Here is a 15590-nt window from a genome sequence, read left to right on the forward strand (position 1 = left end):
CAGACCCTGAACGAGAGCACGTAAGTCGTGGAAGTTCCGGCCAAGCCCTCCATGCTGGCCACACACCACGGTGCATGGCCATAGCTCACAGAAATGCTGGGTTCGCCCGCAACGGGGACAAGCGTCCCTGCCGGAGGCTTTGTCCGTAACCCATCTGGAAGAGAGTCAAGAACCCGACATTTCGTTGTCAGGTTTGGGTATAGTCCATCCTGACAATGGTTGAGGTGCGGTCTCGAAGGGCATGGGTTGCAAGAGAGGGTTGGCGGTTAGCCGGGCATGACTGCTGGGCTGAGATAGTTACGGCGGCCTCAGTTTGCCATGCCCGTAATGTCTACAACCACGCGACCGCGGATGGTACCTGTGAGGATCTTATGGCTCAGGTCGGGGAGCTGTTCCCAGCCTGCGTCGGTTGTAATCGCACGCAGGTCATCGGCGCTGAAGAGGTGCTCGAGTTCCCTCCATGCCTCGCGGCGCAACTCCAAGGAAGCACTGACCGAGTCGACGCCCAGGAGTGAGACGTTGCGCAGGATGAACGGCATCACGGTCGTCGGCAACTTCAACCCACCTGCGAGCCCGCACGAGGCGACGGCACCTGAGTACTTGATCTGGCTCAGCACGTTGGCGAGGGTTGCGCCGCCCACACTGTCGACGCATCCGATCCAGCGCTGCTTGCCGAGCGCGGGGGGTCTCCGCAGCCAGGGTGCCGCGCGCTATGACTTCGGTCGCTCCCAGTTCCTTGAGGTAGGGCTCCTCCGCGGCCTTGCCTGTGGAGGCGTGGACCTCGTATCCGAGACGGGACAGAGCGCCGACGGCGAAGCTACCCACACCGCCGGTCGCTCCGGTGACCAGCACTGGGCCTGATCCGGGCTCAATGCCGGCTGTGCGGAGGCGCAGGATGCAGAGCATGGCCGTCAGACCGGCTGTGCCGACGGCCATCGTCCCCCAGGTGCCGAGCCCTGTGGGGGCTTTGACGACGGATCCGGCCTCAATCCGCTGGTAGCCGGAGTAACCGCCAGGCCGGGTTTCGGACAGGTTCGCGCCTGTGAGCACGACCTCGTCACCGTTGGCAAACCCCCCGCCCGCCTCGATGACCCTACCTGCGAGGTCGATGCCGCACGTGAGGGGGAAGGCGCGGACAACGCCGGGCTTGCCGGTCATGGCGAGCCCGTCCTTGTAGTTGAGCGACGAATGCGTCACGCGCACCGTGAGGTCGCCCTCCGGCAGGGAGGCCTCTGTGAGGCTGACGAGCTCCGCTTCCTGTCTGGGTGCAGTCACCTGGTAAGCGCGGTAGGTCAGGTTGGTCATGATTCTCCTGGGTAGAGGGTCCTACTTTTGATCCGGTCGTCGAGGCACACGTTCGCCTGCGGTAAAGAAGTTGGTGCGTGCGCCGCTTTTCTGCCGCTTTCGCCGGCCTGCTGGCGTCACTGTCGGTTGGCGCCGCTGCCAAACTATCTCTTGTTGTACTGTTTGGTATCAATCGATCCGGGCTTGGTGTTGTGGCCAGGGATTCACCCCCTCGCGCAGCCACTGCAGCGTTCCCGGCCAAAAGGTGTGGCGAAAGCTGCTGTGGAACAGGGAGAAGTGCCCGATCTCTGCTCGGTCGAAATCCTGCGGTTTCAGCAGCACTATAGTGGCCGGGCTGTTGGGGTAGTAACTCAAGGCGCGGGCAACCGCGACATCTGTGGCGAACGGATCATCTGTGGCTGCCACTGCCAGGGTCGGCGCCGTGAATGAAGCTTGGTGTGCCTGGATCTGCTGGCGGAGAGGGCCGGCTCGGCGCGCCGTGAAATCTTTGCGGCCTCGTGCCCAGTCCATCGCTACCCCTTGGGGTAAATCCTCCAGCCATCCCAGATGTTTGCCGGGAAAGTAGCCGTTCCAGCAGGCCAGGGCAGGCATCAGGGCGTGCCAGCGCCACCACAGCCTGAGCCGTTGCCCGGGCCGGTAGTCGCGCCAATAAGCGTGCTGGGCGCCGACTGTAAGCAGCCGGTTAATCCGTCGTCCGTTGGCTGCCAGCCCGACACCAAAGCCCCCGAAATGTGACCCACGACGTTCAGTTTGTGTTCCCCACAGTGGAGGAGAGCCCACCCAGGAAATTTCCAACCACCCCGAACTCATCCGGCGTCTGGGCGTGATCGCGATGAACGGGATGATCGAGGCCGACATCTACGGCAACGTCAATTCCACCCACATCGCCGGCAGCAAAGTCATGAACGGAATCGGCGGCTCCGGGGACTTCGCCCGAAACGGTTCCCTCTCGGTCTTCATGTCACCCAGCACCGCAAAAAACGGGAGCATCTCAGGGATCGTTCCCATGGTCAGCCACGTTGACCACACCGAGCACGACACGATGATCATCGTCACGGAACAAGGCCTCGCCGACCTGCGCGGACTCGCGCCCAAGCAGCGCGCCCAAATGATCATCGACCGTTGCCCACACCCCGACTACCGGCCCATGCTTCAGGACTACTACGACCGCGCCCGGCGCGAGAGCTACGGACAGCACACACCCCACCTCCTCGCCGAAGCACTCTCCTGGCACGACAGGTTCGTCCAAACCGGCAACATGTCCACGCTCCCGGACCGACAACCAGCCGGCGCACTCTCCTGACACATGGCTGTCTGAGCCCGGGCAAGACGTTAGCGTCGGAACCCTTTGTCCCGTCCTTGACGTTTTGGTGCTTGTGCGTGGCGTAGTTATCGCAGATGACGTGCAGTCCAACGACCGGACGGGCCGCCCCAACATGGTCCAGGAAGTCCACCAACCCGGTGTTGGTGTATTGCTGTGGAAGGCATTGGCACTGACCTTGCCGGTGAACACGTCCAGGTCCGCGAACAGGGGGACAGGCCCGTTGCACTTGTAATCGTGCGTCTGCCGGGACGCGCGCCCCCGGGGACAGCGGCTGATTCTCATGGGTGCGGTCCAGGGACTGGATCTGGGTCTTCTCGCCGATGCTGACCACCACCGCGTTCTCTGGCGGTGGTAGGTTGAGGCCAGGTGGCGCCGTGGCGGACCCGGCGGGCGGACCGCGGAGGCGTGTTCCGGCTTTGCTGCGGCATGATTGGTTTATGTCTGAATTCACTGCAGTCCGGGCGCATGATGTCGTGCTGCGTCATGTGGAGGAGAGCCTCCGTTCGGGGGTCATCAAGCTCGGCGACAGGCTGCCCGCCGAACGAGCCCTTGCGGAGCAATTCGGTATTTCGCGTGCGTCGGTGCGGGACGCTATCCGGTCGCTCGAGGTGATGGGCGTCGTCCGCTCGGGGACAGGCTCCGGGCCCAATTCAGGAACGATTGTGGTCTCGAACCCGTCTTCGGCCCTCGGCGGGGCCTTGCGCATGCACGTGGCGAGTCATCAACTCCCCCTCAAGGACATCGTCGAGGCCCGGACCATGACCGAGACTTGGGCACTTGAGCACGCCGCAGCCGCACCATGGACGCTTGAGCAAATCGACGACGCGCGCCGTCTGCTCGAGGCGATGGACGATGACGGGCTGCCCTCTCAAATCTTCACGCTCCTCGACGCCCAATTTCATGTCGCGCTGAGCACCTTGGCGGGCAACGTTGTCGTGAGCACGATGATGGAGTCAATGCGCGAGGCAATCCGGGACTACATCAGTGACGTGGTGGTTCAGCAGGGCGCATGGGAGGAAGTGGTGCATGTCCTGCGGGCGCACCACCACGGGATCTTCGACGCTGTCGAGTCTCGCGACGGGCCTTTGGCAGCGCGTCTCGTCCGTGAGCACATCGAGTGGTTCTACGGCCAAGCTATTTGACCCCGGACACGGTCCAGCCCCCGGGAGAGGCGGTCTCCACGGGGCTGGACCTGTGGGGTACCGTCCAGGTCAGGCGACTTGTGCCGTGAGGCCTGCCGCCTGAATGGCTTTGGATGCCGCCATCTCATCGTTGTCCGAGCTGTCGCCGCTGATGCCTACCGCGCCTTGGATGGCGCCGTCGCCGCCGCGGACGAGTACCCCGCCCGGGACTGGGATAAGACGTCCGCCGATGGCAGCAGCTGCGGCGGCAATGAAGTAGGCCTGCTGCTCGGCCCGTTCCATCAGGGCCCGCGAGCCCATGCCGAGGGCGAGGGCACCGTATGCCTTGCCGTTGGCGATTTCGAAGCGGTTGTTCGAAGCGCCGTCTTGCCGTGCGGCGGCGAGAAGGTGCCCGCCGGGGTCAAGCACGACGACGGTCAGCGGCTTGAAGCCGTGCTGCTGTGCCGCTGCGAGGGCTTCGGCGATGATGGACTGCGCGGTGTCGAGGTTCAGACTCATGAGGCGCTCCTGGCAAGGTGGTTGGTGTGCTTCTGCGCTTCGCGGCGCCGGTGCAGGATTGGTTCGGTGTAGCCGGAGGGCTGGGCGGCTCCTTCGAGTACGAGTTCGCGGGCTGCCAGGAATGCCTCGCCATCGAACGAGGGGGACAGCGGCAGATACTCCGGGTCGGCGGCGTTCTGCGCGTCCACCACGATGGCCATCCGTCGCAGCGAGTCCTCCACTTGCTCCGCCGTGATGATCTTGTGGAGGAGCCAGTTTGAGACGTGCTGGGAGCTGATCCGGCAGGTAGCGCGGTCCTCCATCAGGGCGGTGCCGTGGATGTCGGGGACCTTGGAGCAGCCGATGCCGGCGTTGACCCAGCGCACGACGTAGCCCAGGGTGCTCTGGACGTTGTTGTCCAGTTCGTTGCGCCGGTCCTCAGCGGACCAGTCTGAGGGATTTCCCAGTGGAATGGTGAGCAATTGCGTCAGGGTGGAGCGGCTCTTCCCGGCGAGCTCGGACTGCCGGGCGTCGACATCCACCTGGTGGTAGTGGATGGCGTGCAGCGTTGCGGCGGTAGGTGAGGGGACCCAGGCGCAGTCCGCGCCGGCAAGCGGGTGGCCTGCCTTCTGGACCAGCATTTCTGCCATGTTGTCCGGTGCGGCCCACATGCCCTTGCCGATCTGGGCGCGTCCGCTGAACCCGCAGGCAAGCCCGATGTCGACATTGGCGTCCTCGTAAGCCTTGATCCACCTGGAGTTCCGCATGTCTGCTTTGCGGACCATGGGGCCAGCGAGCATGGAGGTGTGGATCTCATCTCCGGTGCGGTCCAGGAAGCCGGTGTTGATAAACGCAACCCGATCACGTGCCTCGTAGATGCAGGCCTTCAAGTTCGCCGATGTGCGGCGTTCCTCATCCATAATTCCGATTTTGAGCGTCAGCGGGTCGAGTCCGAGTACCTTCTCGGTGCCGGCCAGCAGCTCGCAGGCGACGGCGACTTCGGCGGGGCCGTGCATCTTGGGCTTGACGATATAGACCGAGCCGGCCCGGGAGTTGTGCCCGGCGTGGGCCCCGCGCAGGTCGTGGACCGAGCCGAGGCCCGTGAACAGCGCGTCGAGGATTTCTTCGGGCACCGTGTTGCCGTCAGCGTCCAGGACGGCGTCACTGGTCATCAGGTGGCCCACCTGGCGGATCAGCAGCAATGACCGCCCGGGCAGCGTCAGCTCGGAGCCGTCGCCTTTGGTGTAGGTCCGATCCGGGTCGAGCCGGCGGGTGTGCGTGCGGCCGCCCTTGGTCACATCGGCCGTCAGCGTGCCTTGCATGAGCTGGAGCCAGTTGCGGTATCCCTCCACCTTGTCTCCGCCGTCCACCGCGGCGACCGAGTCCTCGAGGTCCATGATGGTGGTCAGCGCGGATTCCAGGACGATGTCCTTGACGCCGGCCTGGTCGCCGGAACCGATCCGGTGGCTGCGGTCAACCTGTATTTCCACGTGCAGGCCATGGTGGACCAGCAGGACGGCCTCGGGCATGCCGGCCTCGCCCCGGTAGCCTGCGAACTGGGCCGGGTCCGTCAGGCCAAGCTCGCCGTCCGGGGTTTCGGCGACGAGAGCGCCGTCCGTGATCCGGTAAGCGGTGACAGCGGCGTGGGATCCGCGGGCCAGCGGAGTGTGTTCGTCCAGGAAGCTGCGTCCGAACGCGACGACGGCGGCTCCCCTGACGGGGTTGTAGCTGCCGGTCTGCCCGCGGCCCTCGGCTTCGTCGATGACGTCTGTGCCGTAGAGCGCGTCGTACAGGGAACCCCAGCGGGCGTTGGCCGCGTTCGCGGCGAAGCGTGCGTTCAGCAGGGGCACGACCAATTGCGGTCCGGAGACCGTGGCAATCTCAGGGTCCACCCGCGCGGTGGTGATTTTGAAGTCTTCCGGTTCGTCGACCAGGTAGCCGATCGAGCGGAGGAACGCCTGGTACGCCTCGGGGTCCACCGGACCGGGCTGGGCGCGGTGGAACTCATCAATTTGCTCCTGCAGCCGGTCCCGTGTTTCCAGCAGCTCCCGAACCTGTGGGGAGAACTCCTCGATAAGGGCTGCCGCTCCGGCCCAGAAGGCCTCCGGTTCGATCCCGGTGCCGGGAAGTGCTTCATCCTGGACAAAGGAATAGAGTCCTTCCGCGACGCTGAGTCCGTTTGTCTTCACATGCGACGACATAATATGTTGCTCCTCGTAGAAAGTTCGATGTCAAGGAAATTTGTGTGCCGGGCCAGTTGGGGTGTGCTTGGCCACTGCTCAGGGCATGTCGTTTCAGATGGCTTTGCCGGGGTTGAGGATCCCTGCGGGATCAATGACGCCCTTGATTGCCTGCTGCAGGGACTGGGAGGTTTCGCCGATTTCCTCGCCCACCCAGTCCCGTTTCAACAGTCCCACGCCGTGTTCGCCGGTCAGGGTACCCCCGAGGCGCTGGGCGAGGTGGAACATGTCCCCGAGCGCGGCTTTCGCAGGCCCCTCAGTGATCGACTCGTCAGGGTCGACGACAAGCATGGGGTGGAGGTTGCCGTCGGCGGCGTGTGCAACGCTGAAAATCTGCACCCCCGTCCTGACCGCGATGTCTTCGAGCCCGGCGAAAGCTTCGGCGAGGCGGTTCCGCGGTACGGCAATGTCTCCGATTGAGACGCGTCCGAGCTTTTCCAGGGCTGGGATCGCGTCGCGCCGGGCTTTGACCAGGGCTTCGGCCTCCTCGGCATCTCCGGCGCGGTGGACCGAAGTGGCGAATGGGCTGATGGCCTGTACGATTTCATCGAGTTCGAGGTGGGCGCCGTAGCCGTCAGTCTGGGCAAGGAGGAAGGCTCCGCCGAGCTGACGGTGCCTCGTGCCCTCAGCCTGGTCCACAGCCTCAAGAGTGGGGCCGTCCATGAGCTCCAGGATCGATGGCTGAATGCGTGCCGCTGTGATTGCGGAGGCGGCCCGGCCGGCCGCCTCGATGTCCGCAAAGTATGCTGCCAGGGTCTCCGTCCGCACCGGCTTGGGACGCAGGCGAAGGGTAGCCTCAACGACCACGCCTAGGGTCCCCTCGGAGCCGATGAAGAGCGCGTTGAGATCGTAGCCCGTGACGCCCTTAATGGTCTTCCTGCCGGTTCGAAGAACGCGTCCGTCTGCCAGCACAACAACCAGTCCCAGTACCGATTCCCGCGTGACGCCATACTTTGCACACCACATGCCCCCAGCGTTCGTGGCGATGTTACCGCCGATCGAGCATATGGCCGTGCTTGCAGGATCGGGGGCGTAGAACAGCCCATACTGCGCTGCCGCGGCATTGACCTCGGCGTTGAGCACGCCGGGTTCGACGACGGCGGTCATCTCCACGGGATCGATGGCAAGAATGCGGTTCATCCGGGAGACATCGAGGACGATCTCGCCGGCATGGGCGCTGGAGCCGCCGGCCAGGCCGGTGCCGGCTCCGCGCGGGACCACGGGCACGCGGTGGGCTTGGGCGAGGCGTAGCGCTTCGACGACGTCGTCGACGTCTTGGGCGAGGACCACGCCATCGGGAAGGGTGGAGGGGATGTAACCGGAGCGGTCCGTCGCCGCAGCTTTGCGGGCATCGGCAGCGTTTGTCGCCCTGGGGTGGGCTGCCAGCACCGCGGCGGTCGACGGCGGGAAGGGCGCTGCGGGCGGCGCGGCTGCGGAGGCTGAATTAGCGGTCATGGTGGGCTTTCCGGGTAGTTTTACAGTGAATAGATGGTGCCGTGAGGGTGCTTAGGGCACCATCCATGCGAGGACGTTGGTCTGGAGTACGACGAGGATGGTAAGGAGCGCGAGCAGGCCAAGGCTCCAACCCAGAAGCCGGCGGAACAGCGTGCTTTCCAATCCCTCGATGCCGACAGCGGCTGCCGCCACGGCAAGGTTCTGGAGGGAGAGCATCTTGCCCAGGACCCCGGCTGAAGAGTTTGTCGCTGCCATCAATACGGGCGAAAGGCCGGCGTGCGAAGCTGCAGTCACTTGGAGTTGGCCGAAAAGCGAATTGGACGAGGTGTCGGAGCCAGTCAGCGCAACGCCGATCCATCCCAGAACCGGGGAGATGAGGACAAAAATCCCGCCGGCCGATGCGAGGGCCACGCCCAGGGTTCCGGTCTCACCCGAGAGGTTCATGACGAACGAAAGGGCCAGGACGGAGCACACGGTCAGGATCGTCCACCGGAGCATCGAAAGAGTCTTGAGGTAGATCCTTACGCCCGCACCAACCGGTATACGGTACAGGGCGAGGGTAATGAGTCCAGAGATGAGCAGGAGGGTCCCGGTGGCCTTGAGATGGTCGAAGCGCATGATTTGCGAGGAGACGGGTTTGCCGTTGGACCCAACAACATCAAGCCCGGGCCAGCTGAACGAGAAGCCCCCTGCGGCGGTGAGCCAGGACTTGACAGCCGGAATTTGAGACACTGAGAAGACGGCAATGATAACGAGGTAGGGTGCTACCGCCATCCAGATCTCCCGAGGCGCCGGACGGGTTGCACCATCAGGTACCCCTACTGCCACGTGGCTGGGTTGGGTTAGCCGCGCCACACCGCGGTCCTTCCCGCCGCTTAGCGTTGTCGCTCCGCCCCTCTGACTGGCACCGCCGGAATCGGGGCTCAGCGCAATGAATTCGGGTTCCCCGGCCACGGGAATGCCGTCACTCGTCATCGTCTGCGCGGGCTTCCACACCCGGAGTAGCAACAAGACGGCTGCAATGGCGGCGATGCCGGCGAGAACGTCCGTAAGCTCGACAGTGAAGAAGTTCGACACGAGGAACTGGACGATGGCGAACACGACGCCGCCTACAACTGCAGCAGGCCACGTCTGCCGCACGCCGCGCTTGCCGTCCACAATGAACACCAGCAAAAGCGGGACAATGAGTGCCAGGAACGGCGTCTGCCGTCCGGCCATGGATGAGACGGTTGCGAGCGGAATACCCGTAACGCCGCTAAGGGCGATGACGGGCGATCCCATGGCGCCGAAAGCAACCGGGGCGGTGTTCGCCAGAAGCGAGACCGCTGCGGATTTGAGGGGCTTCATGCCCGCCGCCATCAGCATGCCCGCGGTGATCGCCACCGGTGCGCCGAACCCCGCCAAGGCCTCCAGGAGCGCCCCGAAGCAGAAAGCGATCAGGATCGTCAGGATCCGCAGATCGCCCGAGACCGACCGGATTGTGGCGCCGAGCACAGCGAACCAGCGGGTTTCCGTGGTCAGTTTATAGACCCACAGCGCATTGATCAGGATCCACAGAATCGGGAAAAAGCCATAGAAAGCGCCCTCAGCCGTCGCGCTTAAAGCCTGGCCGACAGGCATCCTCCAAAACGTAACGGCCAGCACGATGGACAGTGCCAGACTCGCAAGGGCCGCCTTCCAGGCCTTTGCCCTGAAGACGCCCAGCAGGATGAACAGAAGAATAAGGGGAAGGGCGGCGAGCCCGGCCCCCAAGGCGAGGGACCCAAGAGGGTCGACGATCTGCTGGAACGCTGGCACAAGAGACTCCTTTGTCTACAACATGAATGGAATGGCTTTTCCACTTCACGGAAAGCGTGTGGTTTGAATATTAGATGCTGTGCAATCAGCGGTCAATGGTCCGACCACACTGGTCAGTCCACACACCCGGGTGTTACTCTCGGGTAGCTAAAATCACGTCCGCGCATAATCTCAAGGAGGAGCCATGGGTGCAACGCCGCTGGGTTCAAACCCGACAACCTGTCCGGCAGGGGTCCCGAATCCGGACCCGGGGCTGCCCCTTGTAGCGGTGGAGGAGGGTCTCCCCACGGCAAAGGGGCCGCGGTGGACTCCTGCAAAGATCGCTCTCTGGGTAGCGATCGCCCTCCTGGGAGGTGTCGCGTGGGTTGTTCTCGCGGTGGTCCGGGGGGAGACTGTGAACGCCATGTGGTTCGTCTTTGCGTCGGTGAGCACGTATTTCATTGGCTACCGGTTTTACTCCAAGTACATCGAAAAGTATTTGCTGAAGCCCGATGACCGGCGGGCCACCCCGGCCGAATACAAGGCGGACGGTAAAGACTTCGCCGTCACGGACCGACGTGTCCTTTACGGGCACCATTTCGCTGCGATCGCCGGCGCCGGCCCGCTGGTCGGTCCCGTCCTGGCAGCCCAGATGGGGTATCTGCCCGGGACGATCTGGATCATCGTCGGCGCCGTTTTCGCCGGCGCGGTCCAGGACTATGTGGTGATGTTCTTCTCCATGCGCCGCGGCGGCCGGTCCCTGGGCCAGATGGCCCGCGATGAACTCGGCGTCATCGGCGGCACCGCTGCCCTGATCGCGACCCTCGTCATCATGATCATCATCGTGGCCATCCTGGCCCTGGTCGTCGTCAACGCCCTCGCCGAAAGCTCCTGGGGCGTCTTCTCCGTCTCCATGACCATCCCGATCGCCCTGTTCATGGGCTGCTACCTCAGATTCTTCCGCCCCGGGAAAGTCACCGAAATCTCCATCATCGGTTTCATTCTCCTCATCGGCGCGATCATCGGCGGCGGCGCGATCGCCGGGACCGGCTGGGGCGCAGCGTTCTTCCACCTGGACAAGGTCACCATCGCCGTCGGCATCATCATCTACGGCTTCATCGCCGCGATCCTGCCCGTCTGGCTGCTCCTGGCACCACGGGACTACCTCTCGACCTTCATGAAGGTCGGAACCATCGTGATGCTCGCCGTCGCGATCATCATCGTCAGGCCCGAAATCAACGTCCCCGCGTTCAGCGAATTCGCCTCCGGGGACAATGGCCCAGTAGTCAGCGGCTCCCTCTTCCCGTTCCTATTCGTCACCATCGCCTGCGGGGCGCTCTCGGGCTTCCACGCCCTGATCTCTTCCGGAACCACACCCAAGCTCATCGAAAAGGAACGCCAGAGCCGCATGATCGGCTACGGCGGGATGCTCATGGAGTCCTTCGTCGCGATCATGGCCCTCGTGGCAGCGCTTTCCATTGACCGGGGCATCTACTTCGCCATGAACGCCTCCCCGGCCGCGACCGGCGGGACAGTCGAGGGCGCCGTCGCATTCGTGAACAGCCTCGGGCTCCAAGGCGTAAACCTGACCCCGGACATGCTCACCCAAACCGCCCGGGACGTCGGCGAAAGCACCATCATCTCCCGCACTGGCGGGGCCCCGACCCTCTCCGTGGGCCTGGCCCACATCATGCAACAGTTCATCGGCGGCAACGCCATGATGGCCTTCTGGTATCACTTCGCGATCATGTTCGAAGCCCTCTTCATCCTGACCGCCGTCGACGCCGGCACGAGGGTCGCCCGGTTCATGCTCCAGGACAGCCTGGGGAACTTCGTCCCGAAATTCAAAGACACCTCCTGGCGTGCCGGGGCCTGGATGACGACAGCGATCATGGTCGCCGCGTGGGGTTCTGTGCTGATCATGGGCGTCACCGACCCCCTCGGCGGCATCAACACCCTGTTCCCGCTCTTCGGGATCGCCAACCAGCTCCTCGCCGCGATCGCCCTGTCCGTCTGCATGGCGATCGTAGCCAGACGCGGGAATTTCCGGCACATCTGGATCATCGCGCTGCCCCTGGCATTCGCCGCCGTCGTGACCATAACCGCCTCGTTCTACAAAATCTTCTCCAACGTCCCGGCAGTAGGCTACTTCGCGCAGAACCAGCAGTTCTCCAAAGCACTTGCCGACGGTAAAACCAGCTTCGGAACAGCCAAAACCGTCGCCGCGATCGAAGCCGTCATCCGCAACACCATGATCCAGGGCGTGCTCTCCATCCTGTTCGTCACACTCTCCATCATCGTCATCGCCGCCGCGACCCTCGCGACCTGGAAGGCCTACAAAACCGGGGCCAACGCCAGCAGCGAAGACCCCGCCGTCCCGTCCCGGATCTTCGCCCCCGCCGGGTTCATCCCCACCCCGGCAGAAAAAGACCTCCAGAAAGAATGGGACGCCCTCCCCGCACACAACACACCCCTCCGAACAGGCCACTGATGACCATCCTCGAGTCCGCCCGCAAGGGCCTTGCGGGTTTCAACTGGTTTTTCAAGGGCATCATGGGCGAAGACGCCTACGAAAAATACAAGGCCCACCACCAAACCCTCCCCCCCGCCACCGACGCCAGCCATCCCCTGATGACTGAACGGGAATTCTGGCGCGACAAAACAGACCGCCAGGAAAACAACCCCCAAGGACGCTGCTGCTAACCCTCCCGGAAGGGTGCCCCGGGCTTCGGGCGCCCGGGCAACCCGCGCACCCCAGAAATGCATCCAAATGTGTCGCTGAATCGAGGAACAGATAACAGCCGGGTGTAGCAGCGGCCGGCGGAGTCAGGTTCGAAGACCGCGACGAGGCGTGCGCGGTTATGGCGTGTGAGAAAAGATTGAAACGCAGGTAGGCCGGGCTGGACTCGACCGGGATGTCCAGCTTTTCCACGTCCAGCGGGTGGACCACCAAGTGATAATGGTGCACGCCGTGACATGTGGGGGCGCCGCGCCGACGAAACCAAGGAAACCCGCGTCGTTCGCCAATTGTCGTGCACCTTCAGGCAGGCCATGATCCGCCGCCCCGGAGGACAGGGAGGTGGTCGATGCCGGCAGGTTGAAGACAGCCCAGTGCCAGAATCCGCTTCCGGTCGGGGCGTCAGGATCCAGCACGGTAACCGCGAAGCTCTGGGTCTCGGCCGGAAACCCCGACCAAGAGATCTCTGCAATTGGCGAAGGTCGGCTGGTGCCGGCCCCCACCTACTGTAGGGGTCTCGTGCCGAATCGCCGGTGTCCAGAAAACGTCACTTTTGTAGTGATCGGGCTATCGCTCATCGGGGCGGTGGTGGGTTCGCTACAAAACGGCTCCGGGCGCGGCTGCGTAGTCTTCTTGCAGAACGCTGCCCGGATCACCTGGAGGAACCATGAGCCATCCGACGACCCCGACCCCGGCACCCCCCGGACCGGCCCAGACCAGCTCCCGGCGGCCCCGAATGTTGTGGGACGCCCAGTCGCTGTCCCTCGTTGCCGTTTTCGCCGCCTTAATCGCGGCCTCGGCGATCGTCCCAGGGGTCCCTGTCGGTAGTTTCGGGGTGCCTATCACGCTGCAGACGCTCGCCGTCATGGTGACCGGCCTTGTCCTTGGCGGATCGCGTGCCGCTGCCGCGGTGGCGCTCTACCTTGTCGTTGCGTTCGCTGGGCTGCCGATATTCTCGGGCGGCCGGGCCGGCGTGGCCGTCCTCGCCGGCGGGTCTGCCGGATACATCGTGGGTTTCCTCCTGGCCGCTTTCCTCGTTGGCATCGCCGCGGAGCAGATCATCCGGCGCGTCCCGGCCAAGCGGCGCGGTCTGTGGTTCTTCCTCGCTGCAGTCGTGGTTACCGTGGTCGCATCACACTTGCTCGGCGTCCTCGGGATGATGATCAACCTCAAGCTCTCCTGGCAGACTGCCTTCGCCAGTGACCTGATCTTTTACCCAGGCGATATCGTGAAGGACGCGGTGGCATCCGTTGCGGCGGTTGCGGCCCACCGGGCTTTCCCGGACATCCTCGTGCGCCGCGTGAAGTAAGCGAGCCCAGTGCCATGAGGATCTTCGGCAGAACCGTGGACGACGAAACACGCTGCATTCACTACCACACCAAACATGGCCAAGGAATCAGTGGACGGAGCCAGCAGTTCTGTGCGGCGTCTGCAAAGGCGAGATGTCCATCCACGCTTATCAGGCCACCACATCCTGCCCAAACTGCAGTGCTCGTCTCAACGAACGGTGCGCCGCCCACGCGCACCTTTACTTTCAGACGACCTGAGCGGAACCTGCCTGCCGACTACCAAAAAGGGGCTGGACTCACGTAGTCCAGCGCGCAGATTCATATGTCTTCCGGCTGCAAGGAAGTACATGCCCGCAAGCTGTCCTGCAACCGCGCTTCCTGCGCCGATAGTGAAGATTCTGTAAGGCTGGGAAGCGGCAAGGAAAGTGTTTCCCTAGGCACAAGAAGGGGGCGCACCCCGTTCGCTGGGTGCGCCCCCTTCCGTGCAGAGGTCAGTCCTTCTTGAAAGCGTCCTTGACCTTTTCGCCTGCCTGCTTCAGATCGCCCTTGGCCTGGTCTGCCTCCCTCGGTCCGCAGGCTCTCGCCCGTGGCGGCGCCTGCCGCTTCCTTGCCCTTGCCGCCGGCCTTCTCGGCTGCGTTTTCAATCCCATTCGGACGGGGGAGTGCCCTGGAAACCGCCGCTGTACAGTTCCAGCCGAAGAACCCCTGATTTGGACAGAGCCGTGGTTTGTTGAGGTCGAAGACCTCGACATCCGCATATGGTGTTCAAATACTACGAACGATTGGATCCAGATGAGCGGCCGCTATGTCATCGATGCGATTCCCGGCGACGGCATTGGCGTGGACGTCACCGACGTCGCGATGCAGTGCGTCGACGCGGTCGCCGGCAGCTACGGGTTCGATGTCCAGTGGCGGGTCCGCGGCTGGAACAGCGACCTTTACCGCCAGACCGGCCGCATGATGCCTGTTGACGGGATAGAGCAGCTGAGCAGCGGCGATGGCATTTTCCTGGGAGCCGTGGGGACACCGGACGTGCCCGACGACGTCACCCTCTGGGGGCTCCTCATTCCCATCCGCCGGGAGTTTGACCAGTACATCAACCTCCGGCCAATGCGCTTGCTGCCCGGCATCGTCGGTGCCATGGCCGGCATCGAGGACCTGGATATCGTGGTGGTGCGGGAGAATGTTGAAGGCGAATACTCCCAGATCGGAGGACGGTTCGGCACTGGCACCGAGGGTGAATTCGCCGTTCAGGAGAGCGTCTTCACCAGGCGCGGTATCGCCCGGGCGGCTCACTATGCCGCCAACATCGCCGCCGAACGCGGGGGACGGCTCGTCTCGGCAACAAAGTCCAACGGCATCATCCACACCATGCCGTTCTGGGACGAAGTGGTGGCAGAGACGGTGGAGGCGTTCCCCGGCGTCGTCGTCGAAAAGGTGCTCATTGACGCGCTGGCGGCCCGGTTGGTGATGAAGCCGACGAGTGTCCGGACCATCGTTGCGTCGAACTTGTTCGGAGATATTCTCTCGGACCTGGCAGCCGGTATTGCCGGATCCATCGGCATTGCACCCAGTGCCAACCTCAACCCGGAGCGGCGGCACCCTTCGATGTTCGAACCCGTGCACGGTTCTGCTCCGGATATTGCGGGCAAGGGTATCGCCAACCCGGTCGGCGCTCTGTGGGCCGCGGCGATGATGCTCGACCATCTCGGTGAAGCCGAGGCCGCCCGGTCCCTGACCTTGGCCTTTGAGGGCACGATCGCGGACGGAACTGCGACGCCGGATCTGAAGGGCACGGCCACCACGGCCGAGTTCGCCGCCGCAGTGGTGTCGCGCCTGTCCTAG

The 15590-nt window shown here is 63.9% G+C and carries 12 protein-coding genes and 2 pseudogenes; 6 read left to right on the forward strand and 8 right to left on the reverse strand.

Annotated elements, in window-relative coordinates; all coding sequences use genetic code 11:
* Positions 1-426: 426 nt before the first annotated feature.
* Positions 427-1305, reverse strand: a complete 879-nt coding sequence (locus PUN71_RS12530) for an alcohol dehydrogenase catalytic domain-containing protein (protein ID WP_277798681.1) — start codon at positions 1303-1305, stop codon at positions 427-429.
* A gap of 168 nt (positions 1306-1473) precedes the next feature.
* Positions 1474-2163: an alpha/beta hydrolase family protein gene (locus tag PUN71_RS12535; protein WP_277798710.1), complete on the reverse strand. Its 690-nt coding sequence runs from the start codon at positions 2161-2163 to the stop codon at positions 1474-1476.
* Here PUN71_RS12535 and PUN71_RS12540 point away from each other — a divergent pair.
* Both PUN71_RS12540 and PUN71_RS12545 read left to right on the forward strand, forming a co-directional pair.
* Positions 2087-2608, forward strand: a pseudogene (locus PUN71_RS12540) (acetyl-CoA hydrolase/transferase C-terminal domain-containing protein); the annotation flags it as partial. The gene PUN71_RS12535 and the pseudogene PUN71_RS12540 sit on opposite strands and share 77 nt — an antisense overlap.
* 458 nt (positions 2609-3066) lie before the next feature.
* Positions 3067-3771 (forward strand): FadR/GntR family transcriptional regulator, encoded by a 705-nt coding sequence (locus PUN71_RS12545; RefSeq protein ID WP_277798682.1) that lies wholly within the window; start codon positions 3067-3069, stop codon positions 3769-3771.
* Between the two features lie 69 nt (positions 3772-3840).
* Here the strand turns inward: PUN71_RS12545 and PUN71_RS12550 are convergent, their stop codons facing one another.
* The 4 genes from PUN71_RS12550 to PUN71_RS12565 form a co-directional block, all read right to left on the reverse strand.
* Positions 3841-4269: a GlcG/HbpS family heme-binding protein gene (locus PUN71_RS12550; protein WP_277798683.1), complete on the reverse strand. Its 429-nt coding sequence runs from the start codon at positions 4267-4269 to the stop codon at positions 3841-3843.
* Positions 4266-6449 carry a malate synthase G gene (locus PUN71_RS12555; protein ID WP_277798684.1) on the reverse strand — a complete coding sequence of 728 codons (2184 nt, stop codon included), beginning with the start codon at positions 6447-6449 and terminating at the stop codon, positions 4266-4268. Before PUN71_RS12555 ends, PUN71_RS12550 begins: the two co-directional genes overlap by 4 nt.
* A gap of 93 nt (positions 6450-6542) precedes the next feature.
* The gene (locus PUN71_RS12560; RefSeq protein ID WP_277798685.1) at positions 6543-7943 is read right to left on the reverse strand and encodes an FAD-binding oxidoreductase; all 1401 of its coding nucleotides are present in this window, start codon (positions 7941-7943) and stop codon (positions 6543-6545) included.
* Positions 7944-7994: 51 nt separating this feature from the next.
* Positions 7995-9740 carry an L-lactate permease gene (locus PUN71_RS12565; RefSeq protein WP_277798686.1) on the reverse strand — a complete coding sequence of 582 codons (1746 nt, stop codon included), beginning with the start codon at positions 9738-9740 and terminating at the stop codon, positions 7995-7997.
* 184 nt (positions 9741-9924) lie between these two features.
* Here PUN71_RS12565 and PUN71_RS12570 point away from each other — a divergent pair, with 184 nt between their 5' ends.
* Entirely contained in the window at positions 9925-12210 is a 2286-nt protein-coding gene (locus tag PUN71_RS12570) for a carbon starvation CstA family protein (protein WP_277798687.1), read from the forward strand.
* On the forward strand, positions 12210-12422 hold the full coding sequence (locus PUN71_RS12575) for a YbdD/YjiX family protein (RefSeq protein ID WP_277798688.1): 213 nt from the start codon (positions 12210-12212) through the stop codon (positions 12420-12422). Before PUN71_RS12570 ends, PUN71_RS12575 begins: the two co-directional genes overlap by 1 nt.
* A 156-nt stretch (positions 12423-12578) precedes the next feature.
* On the opposite strand, the gene PUN71_RS12580 is transcribed toward PUN71_RS12575, so the two are convergent.
* The gene (locus PUN71_RS12580; RefSeq protein ID WP_349361811.1) at positions 12579-12959 is read right to left on the reverse strand and encodes a YbhB/YbcL family Raf kinase inhibitor-like protein; all 381 of its coding nucleotides are present in this window, start codon (positions 12957-12959) and stop codon (positions 12579-12581) included.
* 164 nt (positions 12960-13123) lie between these two features.
* Here PUN71_RS12580 and PUN71_RS12585 point away from each other — a divergent pair, with 164 nt between their 5' ends.
* Positions 13124-13765 carry a biotin transporter BioY gene (locus tag PUN71_RS12585; RefSeq protein ID WP_277798689.1) on the forward strand — a complete coding sequence of 214 codons (642 nt, stop codon included), beginning with the start codon at positions 13124-13126 and terminating at the stop codon, positions 13763-13765.
* A gap of 471 nt (positions 13766-14236) precedes the next feature.
* On the opposite strand, the pseudogene PUN71_RS12590 reads toward PUN71_RS12585, so the two are convergent.
* Positions 14237-14390, reverse strand: a pseudogene (locus PUN71_RS12590) (CsbD family protein).
* Positions 14391-14537: 147 nt separating this feature from the next.
* Between PUN71_RS12590 and PUN71_RS12595 the strand changes: the two are divergent.
* Positions 14538-15590, forward strand: coding sequence for an isocitrate/isopropylmalate family dehydrogenase (locus PUN71_RS12595; RefSeq protein WP_277798690.1), 1053 nt, complete (start codon positions 14538-14540; stop codon positions 15588-15590).

The sequence above is a fragment of the Arthrobacter sp. NQ7 genome, from assembly GCF_029581595.2.
Classification (GTDB): Bacteria; Actinomycetota; Actinomycetes; order Actinomycetales; family Micrococcaceae; genus Arthrobacter; species Arthrobacter phenanthrenivorans_B.

Excerpts from the sequence above, each read along its gene's own strand:
- PUN71_RS12545 (WP_277798682.1), top strand. The coding sequence starts at position 3,067 with ATGTCTGAATTCACTGCAGTCCGGGCGCATGATGTCGTGCTGCGTCAT.
- PUN71_RS12595 (WP_277798690.1), top strand. The coding sequence starts at position 14,538 with ATGAGCGGCCGCTATGTCATCGATGCGATTCCCGGCGACGGCATTGGC.
- PUN71_RS12560 (WP_277798685.1), bottom strand. The coding sequence starts at position 7,943 with ATGACCGCTAATTCAGCCTCCGCAGCCGCGCCGCCCGCAGCGCCCTTC.
- PUN71_RS12555 (WP_277798684.1), bottom strand. The coding sequence starts at position 6,449 with ATGTCGTCGCATGTGAAGACAAACGGACTCAGCGTCGCGGAAGGACTC.
- PUN71_RS12535 (WP_277798710.1), bottom strand. The coding sequence starts at position 2,163 with ATGTCGGCCTCGATCATCCCGTTCATCGCGATCACGCCCAGACGCCGG.
- PUN71_RS12585 (WP_277798689.1), top strand. The coding sequence starts at position 13,124 with ATGAGCCATCCGACGACCCCGACCCCGGCACCCCCCGGACCGGCCCAG.
- PUN71_RS12575 (WP_277798688.1), top strand. The coding sequence starts at position 12,210 with ATGACCATCCTCGAGTCCGCCCGCAAGGGCCTTGCGGGTTTCAACTGG.
- PUN71_RS12550 (WP_277798683.1), bottom strand. The coding sequence starts at position 4,269 with ATGAGTCTGAACCTCGACACCGCGCAGTCCATCATCGCCGAAGCCCTC.
- PUN71_RS12530 (WP_277798681.1), bottom strand. The coding sequence starts at position 1,305 with ATGACCAACCTGACCTACCGCGCTTACCAGGTGACTGCACCCAGACAG.
- PUN71_RS12570 (WP_277798687.1), top strand. The coding sequence starts at position 9,925 with ATGGGTGCAACGCCGCTGGGTTCAAACCCGACAACCTGTCCGGCAGGG.